Consider the following 15493-nt stretch of genomic DNA (forward strand, 5'->3'; position numbering starts at 1 on the left):
GTGCTGTGCGCGTTTTTTTTTGTTTTTGGGAAAATTTTCTCGGGGAGATGGAAGCCGCATTGTTTTCGGGACATGTTTTCCCGCGAGATGGAGCGGCTTTGTGCGCTCTGTCCGGAATGTGGCGCGGCAAATAAATTGTCATCCCGAACAGGTTTTTGACGAAAGGTCTTTATTTTACCGTTATGCAGGAGACGACTTTGCCGTCCGTGGAGTAGCCGCGGTCGGGGTTCGTTTCGTCGATGAATTGGGTCATGCCGATGTAGTAGGCGTAGTAGTAGAGTCCCGTCTGGAGTGGAATGTCGATTTCGTATCGGCCGGGGATGACTTCGCGCATCGAGTATATCCATGAATCCCAGTTCGTGAACGTTCCGCCAATCCTGACGTTCTGGCCGGGCTTTGCGAAGCAGACGAAATGCGTGAGCCCGTTCGGAAGAACCTCGGTTATTGCCGGGTCTTCGGTGGGGATTATCACCTGCGAGAGTGTTATCCCTTCTTTTTCGTCGAATACCGTGCGCTCGTTGTTCGGGTCGGGCGTCCACAGCCCGTCGATTATCAGCCTGTATGAGACCTGGCGCGTTTTTTTCGGCTTCTTTACTATATAAAAGAACCAGGTTGACGTGACTTCTCCCTCGTAGTTCGTGCGTTTCTGAAGGTTGAAATAATGTATCTTCTTGAAATTTTCGAAGTCGAATGCGATTCCGATGTTCCTCGCGTTGTTTTCCGCCGTGAACACTATGTAATCGCCGGAGATGAACGGCGCGCCGACTCCGGACAGGTTCGCTACTATGTTGTCGTATTCGTACGTATCTTCCGCGGGCTTTTTCTGCTCCTCCGCCCATGCGATTCCGGAGGCGAGGAAGAGAAACCCGATGACTGCTGAAATCACTGTTTTCATATAGTATAATATCGGAATCCGTCGGTAAATCTAAAGGACACTATTCAAAACGCCGAAATAGAATAAGAAAAAGAACGTCTTTTAGTGGGAGAAGGCGATGCCTGGTTTAAAGCAGCTCGAAAAATTCAGTGAAGACATAAAGAAAATCGGTGACGAGGAAGTCGTCAGGGCAAAACGCGGCGAGAGGTTGTCGTATCCGCAGATTCCCGGTGACGTCGAGGACAAGGACGATTCTGACGAGTTCATCTCGGGGCTTCCGTCAGGAAAAGAGGCCGAGGACGGGGAATCTGCCGTGGAAAGCGCGGCTCAGGACGACGAGGATATTCTCAGCTCGCTTCTAGGTCCTTCTGACGGCGGAAATGCCGGCGATGGGGCGCCCGTTGGCGACGGGCAGGACGTGCTCGGCTCCCAGGACGGCGCTGCGGAAGAGAATCCGTTGCCCGACGACGATGTGCTCGGCGGCCTTCTTTCCGGGGAGGAGAACGGTTCGGGGACGGATGACATGGACGCCGGTTCCGAAGATTTTCCCGGCACGGACGGCTTTGAGGAGTTCCTTTCCGATGGCGGGAATGCCGAAGTGGCGCCCGCTGACGCCGGCGAGCCGGTTTCTCCCGCAGCCGATGATGAATTAGGCTCAGAAATGTCCCCCGACGAAGGGGAAGCCGCGCCCGAATTCGGGGATGCAGGGGCGGCGGGAGCTGACGAGATTCCTGACGGCGAATTTGCTGACGGCGCGGGGGCGGACGGTTCTTCCGCTGATGGGGCTTCCGACCCGATGTGGGGCGAGGAAGGAGCCGGCGAGGAATTCCATATGGATGATTTCGATCCCGATGTGATGGAGAACATCAACTTTGCGGGGGACGACGGCGAGGAATTTCCTGTCACCGGAAGCGGTTCCGACGACGACTTCATGCTTTCCGACGCCGACGAATTCGAGATTCCCGGCGTCACCGATTCGGAATTCGCCGACCTTGGGAAGAAAAGCGTCGATGTCGCCGACTTCTCCAAGGCGGTGCAGAAACCGAAGAATTCCCTCACGGAGGAGGAGTACGAGCGGTTCAAGAAGAACCTTTCGGAATATCCGCTCAACCTCAGGGTCATCATCGAGGATTTCATTTCGAAGGACGATTCCAGCGCGTTCACAGATGAGGCAATCTTCGAGATAATCGAGAAAATTCTCAAGAGAACCTCGGCACGGCAGATTGCCGCCCAGCTCGAGAAGATGCTCGACATATCGATAGACATCCCGCGCGATTTCGAGCACCGTTCGTATGAGCAGTACGAGGCGTACAAGTCGTCGTTCCAGTATCAGCTCAAGAACAGGATAATTCCCGCGGCGCTCGCGTTCATCGTCGTGTGCGTGGTGGCGCTGGGGCTTTTCAAGGCGGGGCAGCAGTTCATCTACAAGCCCGTCATGGCGGAGATAAACTACAGGCAGGGATACGAGCACCTCCAGAACAACGAGTACCCGCTTTCGGAGGAGAAATTCGACAAGGCGGTGTCGTACCGGCCCAAGAAAAAGTGGTTCTTCAAGTACGCGAGCGGATACCGGGAGCACAAGCAGTATGAGCGCGCCGCCCTCATGTACAGGAAAATCCTCGGCTTCTTCAATTACGACAAGCGGGCCGGGCTTGAGTACGCGGAGATGGAGCTTTACGACAGGGCGGATTATGCGAAGGCGGAGGCAATCGTAAGGCGGTACGTGCTCGACAATCATCTGAACGACCCCGACGGCGAGCTTCTCCTTGGGGATATTTTCCTCGAGTGGGCGTATGAGGACCCGTCGAAATTCGAGGACGCGCTTGAATTCTACAACGACCTCAAGACGAGGTTCCCGAAGAGCAACCTCTATCTGTCGAGGATGCTCCGCTATTACATACGGACGGATCAGCTCAGGAACGTTCTCGTCTACAAAGGAATGTTCTACCCGAAGAAAAATTCCCTTTCCGCCGCCGACTGGACGGAGCTGAGCGGATATCTTCTCGACAAGCTTTACGGGAAGCTCAGCAAGAACGACGAATATCTCCGCGCGTCGATAGAGGACGTCAGGAGCATGCTCGAGATTGCCGTGAACCTCGACCCGTCCGCGCCTGTCGGAAGGTACAACCTCGCGAGGTATTTCATCCACAACGGCTACACGGCTCAGGCAAAATCGGAGCTTCTCACGTCGATAAGCCTGTTCGACAAGCAGAAGGTGCGGACGAAGCAGAACGTCTACCGCGAGGTGAACGCGACGCGCCTTTTGGGCGAGCTGTATTCCGGCGAGCGCGAGTACATAAAAGCACAGGACGTCTATACGAAGGGGATAACGCTTTTCAACGACGAGCACGATAGGATAGGTCTTTCCGGAGACGTCAACGTCGGGCGGCTTTTTGCCGACCTGGGCGACATAAACTATTTCATCACGGGCGATATCGACAGCGCCCTCGGAAATTATGAGACGTCGATTCGGATGAAGAACGACACGCCGTCGATAAACTACAGGGTCGGCGCAATCCGCTACAACAAGAAGGATTACGATTCCGCGCTCTCGTCGTTCATCAAGGTTTCCGAGACGAATTATTCCGATCCGAACCTCCTTATCGCGCTCGCGAATGTCCTCTCGCTCAGGGGCGACAACTTTGCCGCGCAGAGCTATTATTCCGACCTGCTCCGCATCCTCGACATCGAGCGCGGCGTCACGACAAGCCGGACGGGAATCCTTTTCCCGCAGACGAAGGACGACGACACGGAGCTCGTCGACATGTATCTCCGCGCGAACAACAATCTCGGCGTCACGCTCTACAAGCTTGCGAAGCAGACCGGGAACAGCAACTACTATGCGGAATCGCTCGTCCGCTTCTCCGTTGCCCTCCGCGCGAACGATGCGCTGACGCGCGACCTCAGCACGATGGTGCGGAAGAACGAGGGAAGCCTTGCCGCGTCCAACTCGAAATATGCGACGCATCCGATTCCCGACTTCGAGCCTGAGATATACACGGAGATTCCGAAAATTCTCACCGACGAGAAAGTCCTTGAGTAGCGGGGATTCCCTATGAAGTTGTTCTGCGTTCACGAGAGAATCGAGGCGAGGCGGAAACTCAATTCCCTCAGCAAGGAATTCTTCCGCAAGACGATACATATCTGCACGGCGTTCGTCCCGCTCGGGATACATTTCGCGCGGATTCCCGTCGTCTGCGCCGTTGCAGCCGCGGGGCTTTTCTACATCGTGTGCGAGACGCTCCGCATGAGGGGGCGCGAGATTCCGTTCATATCCGATGTGACCGCCGCCGCCGCGAGAAAGCGCGACGAGAACAAATTCGTGCTCGGTCCCGTCACGCTCGTCGTCGGAATCGTGGCCGCGTCGCTTTTGTGGGACGAGGTTCCCGCCTCAATCGGAATTCTTGCGCTTGCGTTCGGGGACGGGCTTGCGAGCCTTGCGGGGAAAACGTTCGGCATGGTGAAAATACCGCTGACGCAGGGAAAGACGGCCGCGGGAAGCCTCACCTGTTTCGGAGCGATATTCTGCTCGGCATGGCTCGTCTCGCGAGACTCGTTCCTGGCGATGTCTGTTGCTGTTGCGGGGGCGTTCATCGAGGTGCTTCCTCTGAAGGATTTCGACAATCTCCTCATTCCAGTCCTTCTCGGCGGAATCGCCCAGTTCGTGTAATCGTCCCTTCTTCTCGTTATCGCCGAGAAAATCCTGATTAGCTTTCAGTTCCAGAGATAGAGCGCGTGGATTGTGCGAATGTATCTGAATATGCCCGCGCAGAAAAGAACCGCGCCCAAAATGAGCGTGGCGTAGCAGTCCGACGACGTGAGCGTCGCGTATCCGGTGAAAAGGACAGCCGTGACTATCGCGAGCGTTATGAATTCCTTCCTGTCGTGCTTTTTTGCCTTGTAGACGAATGCCGCTATCGATGTTGCCGCCATCGTTGCCGTGAGAAGCCTGAACATGTCCGGAAATCCGACCGTCACCATTCCCGTCGACAGAATCCTTGCGGTGTTCAGCGGCGTCGTCATGGCGACGAGTGCCGACACGGAGAACAGAATTGCCATGTTCCGCGCGTTGTCCTGGCGCTGGCTCGTCTCGCTCAGTACGGACGCGAAGACGAAGCTCAGCGTCGTCAGCACCCTCCCGAAAAGAATTATCCGCCCGAGCATCAGCAGCACGTCGGAGAACGTCTGCCAGAGACGCATCCCCATGACGAACATCCGCGCCGTCTCGCACGATATTCCGACAAGGCATGCGATGAAGTAGCCGATTTCCGTCGCCTTCGTTTTGTTGAGGTACCGCTCGATTATGAAAAGCGCCGCGGGGACGGAAAGCACGAGCAGCGCGCATGACAGCGCCGTCGCCGCGAAGCTTACCGGCGTGAACGGGATTGCCGACAGGATTCTCATCGGCCGTATCGTCTCCGGCGGCGGAATCAGGTTCGACTTTGCCGCGTTGACCGCTATCGTCGCGGCTGAGATGGCAAACCCCGCGATGCTCGCCACGATGAGGATGGTAATGAGCCTGTTTCGTTGCTTGAGTGTCATGAGGGGGAATGATAAATGCAAGGCAGAAATCTGTAAAGACTCGCTTTCCGCTTCCGAAAATGTAATAGACTTGTTCGGCATTCCGTTTCCGGGCAGGTTTCTTGGCGAATTGCCGGGGCGGAATCCGGTTCCGCCGTTTTTTTCTGTCGCATTGGGTGGAGCCTTCTTTTAAATGTGGTTTGGGGGAAATATGAAAAGATTTTTTTGCGCGCTGCTTTTTCTCGTCACATCGCTTTCTGCGTTTGGTGGGGATGCAGCCGCGTTCGTCGATATAGGCATATCGGAGGACGGAAAGACGTACGTGTTCGGCGAGTACGGCATGACGGACAGGAATTTTCAGGGGTATGCGGAAATATACGCCGTCGATATAGAGAAGAACGATTTCCTGAAGAACGGCGTCTACAGGACGAAGCCGTCTGCGGATACGTTCTCGAAAAGCGGGAAGGACGTTTTTGACGCGCTGATGTCGCGCTCGTCGTGGTGGCTTCGGCGATTCAGCTGCATGCCGGTTCCTTCTGACAGGGTGCTGTACGTCGCTGACGGAAAGGTTTCCGGTGACAGCGAGATAATCTTCAAGGATGCGGAGGGCTCCACCGTCGAGCACTCGATTTTTTACCATATAAGACTTGTCAAGACGATGGAGAACGTCATCTCGGCGTCGTCCGTTCCCGGCGGGGTGCGCTCGTCGTTCTTCATCACGCTGGAGAAAACGGACGAGAACGGCCACGTCGTCTCGCGCAATATCGTTGGCTCGCCCGACATAAAGAGGGACGGCGTCCTCGACTACAAAATCGACAGGATTTTTACGGACGGCTCAAGCCGGAACCTTATTTTCGTCGTGGAGAAAATCGTCTCCGACCCGGCTGGAACGTCCGTCCGCTATATGGTCGAGACAATCCGCCTGTAGCGCTTGACAAAAATTATTCTGCTCTGCTATAATCGTGGAACTTCTTGAGGGAAGTGCGGGCTACTAGCTCAGGTGGTAGAGCACCGCCCTTTTAAGGCGGCTGTCGATGGTTCGAGTCCATCGTAGCTCATTTCAGGTCTCGGAAAAAATCCGAGGCCTTTTTTATGCGGTTTTGCGGATTTTCCGCCGATTCCGTTGAATTTCGTTTTTGAATTCGGGTATAATCCAATTCTATTATTTCAATTTTGAGCCGTTGGAGTTCCGTTACACTTCGCGGCGGATAAGAGGTTTTACAATGTACGCACTTTTCGAATACAAAGGCAAACAGTACAAAGCTGAAAAAGACGCTCTCATCAATGTCGATTTGGTTGATGCGAAAGAGGGCGACAAAATCGTTATCGAGGACGTTCTCCTCGTCAGCGATGGCGACACCGTGAAGGTCGGAACTCCGAAAGTTGCCGGGGCGAAGGTTGAGGTTGTCGTTCAGAAGGAGTTCAAGGACAAGAAAGTCCTCGTCTTCAAGTACAAGTCAAAGAAGGACTATCACCGCCTCATCGGCCACAGGCAGCAGTATACGACTGTCAAAGTCGAGAACATCATCGGCTAAAATCCGTCATGACCGAGGTGACTCTTTCGTGTGGCAGGAACGGCGCGGTAAAAACTTGTGAAGCTAACGGACACGCCTGTTCCTCCCGGAAAGGTTCGGACGTCGTTTGCGCGGCTGTGTCCGCGCTCCTGAAAACGGCGATGCTCGTCCTTTCACATACCGAGAATGTCGCTTTCGATGCTGACGTTTCTGCGCGCGGAAAACTCGCATTCCGTGCAGACATGCAGGAAAATCTGGGCGGCCCCGATAAAATCGAGGCGGAATCCAGGTTGCGGTGCGTCGCCGATTTCATACGGAGCGGGGTTTCCTCCGTTTCTGATGAGTATCCCGGTTACGTGCTTTTGCGGGAAAATACAATTGGCTAATATCTAAACGGAGGCTAAAAATGGGACGCAGTAAAGGTGGTAGCGGCGCGAAAAACGGCCGCGATTCAAATCCGAAGAGCTTGGGTGTAAAGGTATACGGCGGACAGTCCGTAACGGCTGGTTCAATCATCGTTCGCCAGCGCGGAACAAAAATTTTCCCGGGCGACAATGTTCGCATCGGTGGAGATGATACGCTGTTCGCGGTTGCTGACGGTGTTGTGACGTTCTACGAGCGCAACAACAGGAAGTACGCTGGCGTCACTGTAAAGGCGTAAGTTTTTACATTCGTTCACAAGAGCCCGGATTCAGTTCGCTGCGTCCGGGCTTTTTGTTAGTGGCGCGGATTCCGGGGATTTTTTTCAGGAATTGGAGGGAAGGAACATGAAACAATTCGCAGACGAGGCAATTATCGAGGTCACATCGGGGAAGGGCGGCAACGGCTGCATCTCCTTCAGGCGCGAGAAATACATTCCGAACGGCGGACCGAACGGCGGCGACGGCGGCCGCGGCGGCGATGTCGTTTTCTGCGTGAAGAGGAACGTCAAGACGCTCGCGAACATACGGTTCAGAAGGTTCTTCAAAGCGAAGAACGGCGGCGACGGGCAGGGATGGAACAGGTTCGGGAAGGACGGCGAGGATGTCGTCATATGCGTCCCGCCGGGAACTGCGATACGCGACGCGGAGACGAACGAGCTCATACGCGAATTCACGACGGAGGAGGACGGCGAGCGGTTCGTCTTTCTCAAGGGCGGGAACGGCGGCTGGGGCAATGTCCATTTCAAGTCGTCGACGAACCAGGCGCCGAAACGCGCGAATGCCGGTCAGCCCGGCGAATACAGGAAGCTTCTTCTTGAGCTGAGCATCATGGCGGATATCGGTCTCGTCGGCTTTCCGAATGCCGGAAAGTCAACTCTTCTCGATGCGTTCACGAAAGCGCGCCCGAAAATCGCGCCGTATCCGTTCACCACGAAAATACCGAACCTCGGCGTCCTGCACGCGGACGAGGAGCGCGACATAATAATCGCCGACATCCCGGGAATCATCGAGGGCGCGAGCGAGGGGAAGGGGCTTGGGATACGGTTCCTCAAGCATATCTCGCGCACGGCGGGACTCCTTTTCATGATTGACTGCTCTGACGAGAACTGCCTTTCCGCATACGGGACGCTCTGCGCCGAGCTTGAGGGCTATTCGTCCGAGCTTGCGGGAAAGCCGCATATCGTCCTGTGCAACAAGATTGACGTCGAGGGCGCGGCGGAGAACGCACGGAAAATCGCCGAGGAAATCGCGCGTACGGAGCCGGATACGGTCGTCCTTCCCGTTTCCGTGGCGGCGCACATCGGGATGAACGACATCCGCGTTGCCCTGCTCAAGCTCGTTTCTTCGATAGACAAGGAGAATGCCTCCGTGAACGAGAGCGGCGAGCGCGTGTCGAACGGCGGCTTCCTGACGAAGCGGAACAAGTCGTCGTTCTTCAACCCGATGTTTGCGGGCGGGACGTCGATAGATGACGGCATGGAAGTCCAATATCCGGGAAGCGAGAAATGAGAATCGCGATTCTTGGCGGGAGCTTCAACCCGATTCACATTGGACACCTGATTCTTGCCGATTCTGTCTGCTGCGAGCTCGGGTACGACAAGGTGCTGTTCGTGCCGACGTTCATTCCTCCCCACAAGGAGATGTCCGGGTGCGTCCCGGCGGAGGACCGTCTCGCGATGGTGCGCGCGGCGGTCTCCTCCGACAGCAGGTTCGAGGCGGAGCCGTGCGAGATTGAGCGCGGCGGCGTTTCATACACGTGGGACACGGTTCTTTATCTCGAGGAGAAATACCGCGGGCGCATCGACGGGAAAATCGGCGTCGTCTTCGGCGAGGACCTCATCGGGGATTACGACAAATGGGAGCACGCGAAGGAGCTTTCCGAGCGCGCCGACCTGATTCTCGCGTGCAGGCCGAAATATTCCGAGGACAACGGCGAATTCTGCAACAGCCCGACGGAAAAATACGGCAAGAATCCCATGTCCGGGGTGACGCGCGGGAATTTCCCGTACCCGCACAAAATCGTGATGAACCCGAAAGTCGAGATTTCGTCGTCCGAGATTCGCAGGAAGATATCGTGCGGCGGCGTCTGGCGTTACCTTGTAAGCGAGGGGGTTTTTCACTATATTTTGGAAAAAAGGCTTTATGGAATCAGAACTATTTGAGAAAATCAGAGAATTCGCGCGCGGCCGGCTTTCCGGCGGCAGGTTCGCCCATTCCGAGCGCGTCGCGGATACTGCCGTGCTGATGTGCAGGCGGTACGGGCTTGACGAGGATGCGGGCCGCATCGCCGGAATCGCGCACGATATATGCAAGGAAATTCCTGACGACGAAATAATCTCGCTCGCGTCGATGGACGGGCTTCCGTTCGAGGAGGTCGAGAAGGCGAAGCCGGGGCTGCTCCACGGACGGGCTGCGGCCGTCGTCCTCCGCTCCGATTTCGGAATTCGCGACAAGGATATCCTTGACGCCGTCGCAAACCACACGTTCGGGCGGCCGGGGTTGTGCGACCTAGGGAAAATCCTTTTCGTTGCGGACAAGATTGAGCCGGGGCGCCCGCAGTCGACCGACGAATACAGGGAGAACCTCCTTTCGATGTCGCTTGCCGGTGCGGCGCTTTCCGTCGCGGAGGAGAACATCGATTATCTGAAAAAGAAGGGGAAGGTCGCGGCTCCGATTACCGTTTCGTGGGTCGCCCAGCTCCGTTCGGGCGGTGGAATATGAGGAAAAGCGAGTTCGACAGGGAGATGAACAGCCGCGCGAAGCGCAAGAGCGGCGTCATATTCCTCGCGCTTATATTGCTTATACTCGTCTGCGTTGCGGTAGGGCTTGCCCTTTCGCTCCGCACCGACCCGCTTTCGGAGAACCTCAAGAGCGACCGCGTTGTCAAGACGCTTTTCGTGATGGAGGACAAGGGCGAGGTGCTCTTTACGGATGTCTTCATCTATTATCCGCCGACGAAGCGCGGCGCGCTGATAAACATCCTCGGGAACACGGGCGCAATCTACCGGAGCCTCGACCGCGTCGACAGAATCGATGCGATTTACGCGGAGAAGGGTATCGACGTCTACAAATCGGAGATAGAGAACCTCATCGGGCAGACGATTCCGTTCTATGTCGTTTTCAAGCTCGAGGATTTCGGCGAGCTTACGGACATGCTCGGCGGCATGAAGGTGTTCATCCCCGATTCCGTTGACGCGAAGAGCGACGACGGCGAGCATTGGCTTCTTCCGAGCGGCGTCGTCAACCTCGACGGCGACAAGATTCACACGTACCTCACGTTCTCGAAGGCGGACGATTCCGAGGACGACGTCATCGAGCGCAGGCAGAACGTCATGCTCTCGATTTTCAACGCGTTCGGGAAGAACCAGCGCATTCTGGGCGACCGGGTGACGTTCGACTCCGTCAGCAAGAAATTCAGCGCGAACCTCGCCCCCGACGATTTGTTCAGGCTTTTTTCCGAGCTTATCCAGGTCGATTCCGAGCGCCTCATCCCGCAGGCGATAACGGGAACGCGCCGTGTCGTCGACGGAAAGGTGCTCCTCTTCCCGTTCTACGACGGCGACCTCATAAAGGATGTCGTGAAGCAGGCGTCGAACGCGCTCGTCAACTCAGACGACGAGAACGTCAACCGCGTCTACGTACTCGAAATCCAGAACGGAACGACGAAGACGGGATTCGCGCGGAATACGTCCGTGCTTCTGCAGAGCGCGGGCTACGATGTCCTGAGCACGACGAACGCCTCGACGCAGGATTACGAGAAGACGGTCATAATAAACCACATCGGGAATTCTGAGGCGGTGAAGCAGCTCGGCGACTTCATCCACTGCACGAACATAATCGACGAGGAGATTGATTACGAGACCGACGCGAATGTCGATTTCACGCTGATTCTCGGAAACGATTTTGACGGGCGGTATGTCCGCTGAGGACGCGGCTTCATTATGGTTGATTTGAAGGAGAAGAAAATGGCAGAGAAAACTGCATGCGAGGAAGCCCTTGAGATAGCGGGGCTTCTCGAGGACGGGAAGGCGGAGAATGTCCGCGTTCTTGATGTGTCCGAGCTCAACAGCTGGACTGATTATTTCGTTATCGCGACGATACACAGCTCCGCGCATTGGCAGGGGCTTGCGAAACAGGTCAAGGATTACACGAAGGAGAACGGCATGGAGATTCATACCGTCCACCAGAAATCGTCGAACGGCGACGACTGGAACCTCATCGATATCGGGCCTGTCGTCGTGCATCTGATGTCGGAGTCCGCGCGCGCCTTCTACGAGCTTGAGAAGCTCTGGCACGCCGGCACCGTGCTGAAGTAATTCCGCTTTTTCTGGCGGAAAAAAAATAAGACCGGGAAAACGAAAATCCGTTTCCCGGTCTTTTTCATGTCGAAGGGGACAAAACCCTACTCGTCATCGAAGTCGTCCAAGAATTCCTCGTCCGCGCTGAATGCGAGCACAGGCTCCTTCTGGAGGACACCTCGCGCCGTCTTCGGCTCCGCGTCGTCGGTATCGCCCATGTCATCGAACATCTCATCGTAGAATTCGTCGTCGAGAGAATCAAGCTCGTCGCATGCGTTCTCAAAGTCGTTGTTCTCGGTGAAAATCGGTTCGGGCTCCATGAAATTCTCGTCGTACTCGTCGTCGTACGAAAACTCATAAAGATTGTCGTCTTCGAGCATAAATGCCTTCCTTGTGTTTTTTGTTGGTGATGGAAAAACTGTAATTGAGAGAGGATTTTGTGTCAATTGCTTCGGCTGCGAATTCGGACAAACAAGTATAACGCGCTTAAAACGCTTTTCCATTCTCCGGCCCGTTTTTTTTGCGTTCTTCTATTTCGTCTGCGTGATTGACTTGAGGTTCTTGTTGGCTGTAAAATGATGGACGTGTCTGTGAGAATTTTTGCTCCTGCGAAGATAAATGTCGGTTTGCGCGTGCTCGGAAAAAAAGAAGGTGACACGTACCACGGCATAGAAAGCATTTTCCAGACAGTTGGTCTCTGTGATGAAATTGAGGTCGGGCTCGTTCCGGGGCGCGGGCAGTGCTACGTCTCGTGCGACGCGATGAGCCTTCCGGAGGACAATACCATAACGAGAACGTACCGCTCGTTCGTCGGTTTGACGGGATGCGGGGATTCCGTTTCGGTTTCCATCAAAAAGCGGATTCCCGCGGGGGGAGGGCTTGGCGGAGGTTCTTCCGATGCCGCGAGTTTCCTCCGCGCGCTTGCGGATTTGAACGGAATCTGTCTCGATTCCGGTTTGTCCGATGCCGTCGCGGGCGATGTCGGAAGCGACGTGTTCTTTTTCCTTGGGCTTCGTTCCGGTTTTGGGGCCGCGCTTGTTTCCGGGCGCGGCGAGGTCGTCAGGGAGATTCGCGCGCGCGACTTGCATGTCGTGCTCGTCCTTCCCGACGTGTTCAGCTCGACGAAGGAAGCGTATTCTCTGCTCGACAGGGAATACGGCGAGGAAGGGGATGTCGGCGGCTACATCGATTTTGAGTCTTATGAGGACGAGTACAACGGTGCGGTTCGCGGGTGGCGGTTCAGGAACAGCTTTACGCGCGTTCTGTCCGCCGTCCATCCCGAAATAGGCGAGGCTGTCGGCGCCCTGCTGGAGTCTGGCGCGGAATTTGCCGATATGTCCGGTTCGGGCTCGTCGGTTTTCGGCGTCTTTTCGAGCCGGGAGACGGCTTCCTCGGCTGCTTCCGCTTTGGGAAGACGGTGGCGGTGCGTTCTCGCGTAATGCGGGACTCTGCGGAACTTTTGACACGGAGGTGCAATATGGAAATCACGGAGCTGAGAATCAGAAAGGTCTCTAAGGCAGATGACGGAAGCAAGCTGTGCGCTTATGTCACGGTCACGTTCGACAACTGCTTTGTCGTCCACAATGTGAAGATAATCGAGGGGAAAACCGGTTTGTTCATAGCTATGCCGAGCCGGAAGACGTCCCGCGGCGAATACAAGGATGTCGCGCATCCTATAAGCCCTGAATTCCGGAGTGCCCTTCAGGAGAAGATACTCGCGGAATATAATGCGGGGCATTTTGACGAATCGGCTGCCGATGAGTAGTCGGTTCGCGTTACGGAAAAGCTGGTGCCTGAGTGCGGTTCGATTCCGCATTTTCCGTGTAAAATGGAAAGCTCTGGCGTGATGAACGATGGGGTTTGAATAAATCAATTCGCACTTACGGTGCAGGTCTTTCCAAAAAAACATTTTTTTAGGAGTCCTTAAATGGCACAGTTCACGATTGCTGCAAAAGTACGCAACGAGACAGGAAAGAAAGCGGCAAAAGCTATCCGCGCCGCGGGAAACATCCCTGCTGTCGTCTATGACGAAGCGGGAAAAGCAACTTCAATCACTGTAAACTCAGTGGAATTCAACAAGGTCTGGCGCAACATCACGAAGACGACGCTCGTTACGCTCGATGTTGACGGAAAATCATGCGATGCGTTCATTTCTGATGTAGAGTATGACATCATGACGGACACCGTCCTCCATGCCGATTTCTTCGCCGTGTCGAACACGAAGAAAGTTGTCCGCTCATACAAACTCCAGTACACGGGAACTGCTGCCGGCGTTCTCAAGGGCGGATTCATGGTCAGGCACATTCCTGAGGTTCGCGTCTGCGCGCTCCCGAAGGACCTTCCCGTGCGCATCGTTGTCGATGTCTCTAAAATCAACATCGGCGATGTCTTCTCTGTGAAAGACCTCAACCTCGGCGATGCCGTCACCGTCCTTACGCCGGCTGATGCTGAAATCATCACTGTCGCACCGCCCCGCGCTAAATAACGCAGCGGAAATCCGTTGACAGAAAAGTCCCCGCTTGCGCTCGCGCAGGCGGGGTTTCGTTTTTATGAGGAGTTTATGGAATTCTTGGATTGCGTACGCGCGGGGCTTCTCGGGTGCGGAATAGACGTCGGTTCGTGCCGCTCGATCGGGGCAGCCGTCTCCGGCGGGGCTGATTCCGTCTCGCTTCTCGTCTCGCTCGCGGAAATTTTCGGTGCGGGGCGCGTCCGTGCCGTTACGGTGAACCACAACATTCGTCCTGACGACGAGACGAGGGGCGATGCCGAATTCGTGCGCGATTTGTGTGCGCGTCTCGGGGTTGCCTGCGATGTCGTGGAGATTCCCCGCGGAAAGGTCTGCGAGGTCGCGTCCGAGCGTGGCGGCGGAATCGAGGAGGCGGCGCGGTTCCTTCGTTACGGCGCGTTCGATTCGTTCGTCGAAAAAAGCGGTGTCGAGGCGCTATGCCTCGCGCACAACGAGAACGACCAGCTCGAGACGGTTCTGATGCGCTTCATTCAGGGGAGCGGGACGGACGGGGGCGGCGGAATCAGGATGAGGCGTGGCGTGTTCGTCCGGCCGCTGCTTTCCGTTTCGAGGAGCATGATAGAGGAATTCCTGCGCTCCCGCTCGCAGCCATGGCGTACCGATTCGACGAATTCCGATACCGGATACATGCGGAACAGAATTCGCGCGAACCTTGTTCCGTTTCTTGACGCGCAGTTTCCCGGGTGGAGGGGCGCCGTTATACGGGGCGCGGGCAAGGTCCGCGACGACGACGATTTCATCGACAGCGCCGTCGTTTCGTCCGTCGGGAAGAACGCTTCGTCCGTTTCCCGCGCCAGATGGGATTCTTTCCCGCCGTCTATAAGAAGGCGCGCCGTGCAGTCTATGCTGCTCTCCGCCGGATTTTCCGCGCGATTCCCGTACGCGCTCATGGGGCGCATCGTTTCCGTTCGGGCGGGGGAATGCGATTCCGTTTCGTTCGGGGGATTTTCGATAACGGCGGATGAAAATTCCGTCCGGGCTTTCCGGCTTGATTCCGTGGAAAAAACGCGTGAGCGCGGTTTCTGCAGGTCGTTCTCCGCGGGCGGAAGGAGGTTCGTGGAGCGCAGCGTCATTTCCGGGGACTGCATAGCGATGAAGGACGGCCGCCGGAAGGACGTCCAGAAAATCCTTTCCGAATGGAAAGTCCCGCGGCAGTCGCGGCAGTCCGTTCCCGTCGTCGTCGATGCGGGGACGATGAATGTCGTCGCTGTCCTCGCGGGAGGTTACGGCTCGTGGATTGTCGGGGAATTCCGCGCCTTCCTTGAGGAGGCCGGGCTTGTCTAGGGCTTCCCGCGCCAAAATCCCGAAATGAACGATTGCGCGAACGCTCGCCTTTT

At 56.0% G+C, this 15493-nt stretch carries 18 protein-coding genes and 1 tRNA gene; 16 read left to right on the top strand and 3 right to left on the bottom strand.

From position 1 onward, the window contains the following. Positions 1–169 precede the first annotated feature (169 nt). Complete coding sequence (locus tag TRESADRAFT_RS00605) at positions 170–895, bottom strand: early set domain-containing protein (RefSeq protein ID WP_002701856.1); 726 nt, start codon at positions 893–895, stop codon at positions 170–172. Positions 896–992: 97 nt separating this feature from the next. Between TRESADRAFT_RS00605 and flcA the strand changes: the two genes are divergently transcribed. Together flcA and TRESADRAFT_RS00615 are read left to right on the top strand one after the other, a co-directional pair. Continuing rightward, positions 993–3917: a periplasmic flagellar collar protein FlcA gene (gene flcA / locus TRESADRAFT_RS00610; protein WP_002701858.1), complete on the top strand. Its 2925-nt coding sequence runs from the start codon at positions 993–995 to the stop codon at positions 3915–3917. A gap of 12 nt (positions 3918–3929) precedes the next feature. Beyond that, the gene (locus TRESADRAFT_RS00615; RefSeq protein ID WP_002701860.1) at positions 3930–4544 is read left to right on the top strand and encodes a diacylglycerol/polyprenol kinase family protein; all 615 of its coding nucleotides are present in this window, start codon (positions 3930–3932) and stop codon (positions 4542–4544) included. Between the two features lie 44 nt (positions 4545–4588). On the opposite strand, the gene TRESADRAFT_RS00620 is transcribed toward TRESADRAFT_RS00615, so the two are convergent. After that, on the bottom strand, positions 4589–5416 hold the full coding sequence (locus TRESADRAFT_RS00620) for a hypothetical protein (protein ID WP_141607021.1): 828 nt from the start codon (positions 5414–5416) through the stop codon (positions 4589–4591). A gap of 190 nt (positions 5417–5606) precedes the next feature. Here TRESADRAFT_RS00620 and TRESADRAFT_RS00630 point away from each other — a divergent pair, with 190 nt between their 5' ends. The 10 genes from TRESADRAFT_RS00630 (at position 5607) to rsfS (ending at position 11647) form a co-directional block, all read left to right on the top strand. Next, positions 5607–6323, top strand: a complete 717-nt coding sequence (locus TRESADRAFT_RS00630) for a DUF2259 domain-containing protein (protein ID WP_002701864.1) — start codon at positions 5607–5609, stop codon at positions 6321–6323. Between the two features lie 57 nt (positions 6324–6380). Further along, positions 6381–6453, top strand: a tRNA-Lys gene (locus TRESADRAFT_RS00635). Between the two features lie 165 nt (positions 6454–6618). Next, the gene (rplU, locus tag TRESADRAFT_RS00640; protein ID WP_002701866.1) at positions 6619–6930 is read left to right on the top strand and encodes a 50S ribosomal protein L21; all 312 of its coding nucleotides are present in this window, start codon (positions 6619–6621) and stop codon (positions 6928–6930) included. An 8-nt stretch (positions 6931–6938) separates the two neighbouring features. Then, complete coding sequence (locus TRESADRAFT_RS00645) at positions 6939–7295, top strand: ribosomal-processing cysteine protease Prp (protein WP_002701868.1); 357 nt, start codon at positions 6939–6941, stop codon at positions 7293–7295. Between the two features lie 20 nt (positions 7296–7315). Further along, complete coding sequence (rpmA, locus tag TRESADRAFT_RS00650; RefSeq protein WP_002701870.1) at positions 7316–7570, top strand: 50S ribosomal protein L27; 255 nt, start codon at positions 7316–7318, stop codon at positions 7568–7570. 106 nt (positions 7571–7676) lie between these two features. Next, on the top strand, positions 7677–8840 hold the full coding sequence (obgE, locus tag TRESADRAFT_RS00655) for a GTPase ObgE (protein WP_002701872.1): 1164 nt from the start codon (positions 7677–7679) through the stop codon (positions 8838–8840). Further along, complete coding sequence (gene nadD, locus TRESADRAFT_RS00660; RefSeq protein WP_002701874.1) at positions 8837–9493, top strand: nicotinate (nicotinamide) nucleotide adenylyltransferase; 657 nt, start codon at positions 8837–8839, stop codon at positions 9491–9493. Before obgE ends, nadD begins: the two co-directional genes overlap by 4 nt. Beyond that, positions 9474–10052, top strand: a complete 579-nt coding sequence (yqeK, locus tag TRESADRAFT_RS00665; RefSeq protein ID WP_002701876.1) for a bis(5'-nucleosyl)-tetraphosphatase (symmetrical) YqeK — start codon at positions 9474–9476, stop codon at positions 10050–10052. Before nadD ends, yqeK begins: the two co-directional genes overlap by 20 nt. Continuing rightward, positions 10049–11257, top strand: coding sequence for an LCP family protein (locus tag TRESADRAFT_RS00670; RefSeq protein WP_002701877.1), 1209 nt, complete (start codon positions 10049–10051; stop codon positions 11255–11257). Before yqeK ends, TRESADRAFT_RS00670 begins: the two co-directional genes overlap by 4 nt. A gap of 39 nt (positions 11258–11296) precedes the next feature. After that, entirely contained in the window at positions 11297–11647 is a 351-nt protein-coding gene (gene rsfS / locus TRESADRAFT_RS00675) for a ribosome silencing factor (protein ID WP_002701879.1), read from the top strand. Between the two features lie 86 nt (positions 11648–11733). On the opposite strand, the gene TRESADRAFT_RS00680 is transcribed toward rsfS, so the two are convergent. Beyond that, the gene (locus tag TRESADRAFT_RS00680) at positions 11734–12009 is read right to left on the bottom strand and encodes a hypothetical protein (RefSeq protein WP_002701882.1); all 276 of its coding nucleotides are present in this window, start codon (positions 12007–12009) and stop codon (positions 11734–11736) included. A gap of 204 nt (positions 12010–12213) precedes the next feature. On the opposite strand from TRESADRAFT_RS00680, the gene TRESADRAFT_RS00685 reads away from it, so the two are divergent. From TRESADRAFT_RS00685 to tilS, 4 genes are all read left to right on the top strand, one after another. Further along, a complete protein-coding gene (locus TRESADRAFT_RS00685) occupies positions 12214–13068 on the top strand; it encodes a 4-(cytidine 5'-diphospho)-2-C-methyl-D-erythritol kinase (RefSeq protein WP_159100013.1) in 855 nt (284 codons plus the stop codon). Between the two features lie 38 nt (positions 13069–13106). Then, positions 13107–13394, top strand: coding sequence for a septation regulator SpoVG (spoVG, locus tag TRESADRAFT_RS00690; protein ID WP_002701886.1), 288 nt, complete (start codon positions 13107–13109; stop codon positions 13392–13394). Between the two features lie 162 nt (positions 13395–13556). After that, a complete protein-coding gene (locus TRESADRAFT_RS00695; RefSeq protein WP_002701888.1) occupies positions 13557–14114 on the top strand; it encodes a 50S ribosomal protein L25 in 558 nt (185 codons plus the stop codon). A 75-nt stretch (positions 14115–14189) separates the two neighbouring features. Further along, positions 14190–15440, top strand: a complete 1251-nt coding sequence (gene tilS / locus TRESADRAFT_RS14775) for a tRNA lysidine(34) synthetase TilS (RefSeq protein ID WP_002701890.1) — start codon at positions 14190–14192, stop codon at positions 15438–15440. Positions 15441–15493 lie beyond the last annotated feature (53 nt).

It is taken from the genome of Treponema saccharophilum DSM 2985 (assembly GCF_000255555.1).
GTDB lineage: Bacteria > Spirochaetota > Spirochaetia > Treponematales > Treponemataceae > Treponema_D > Treponema_D saccharophilum.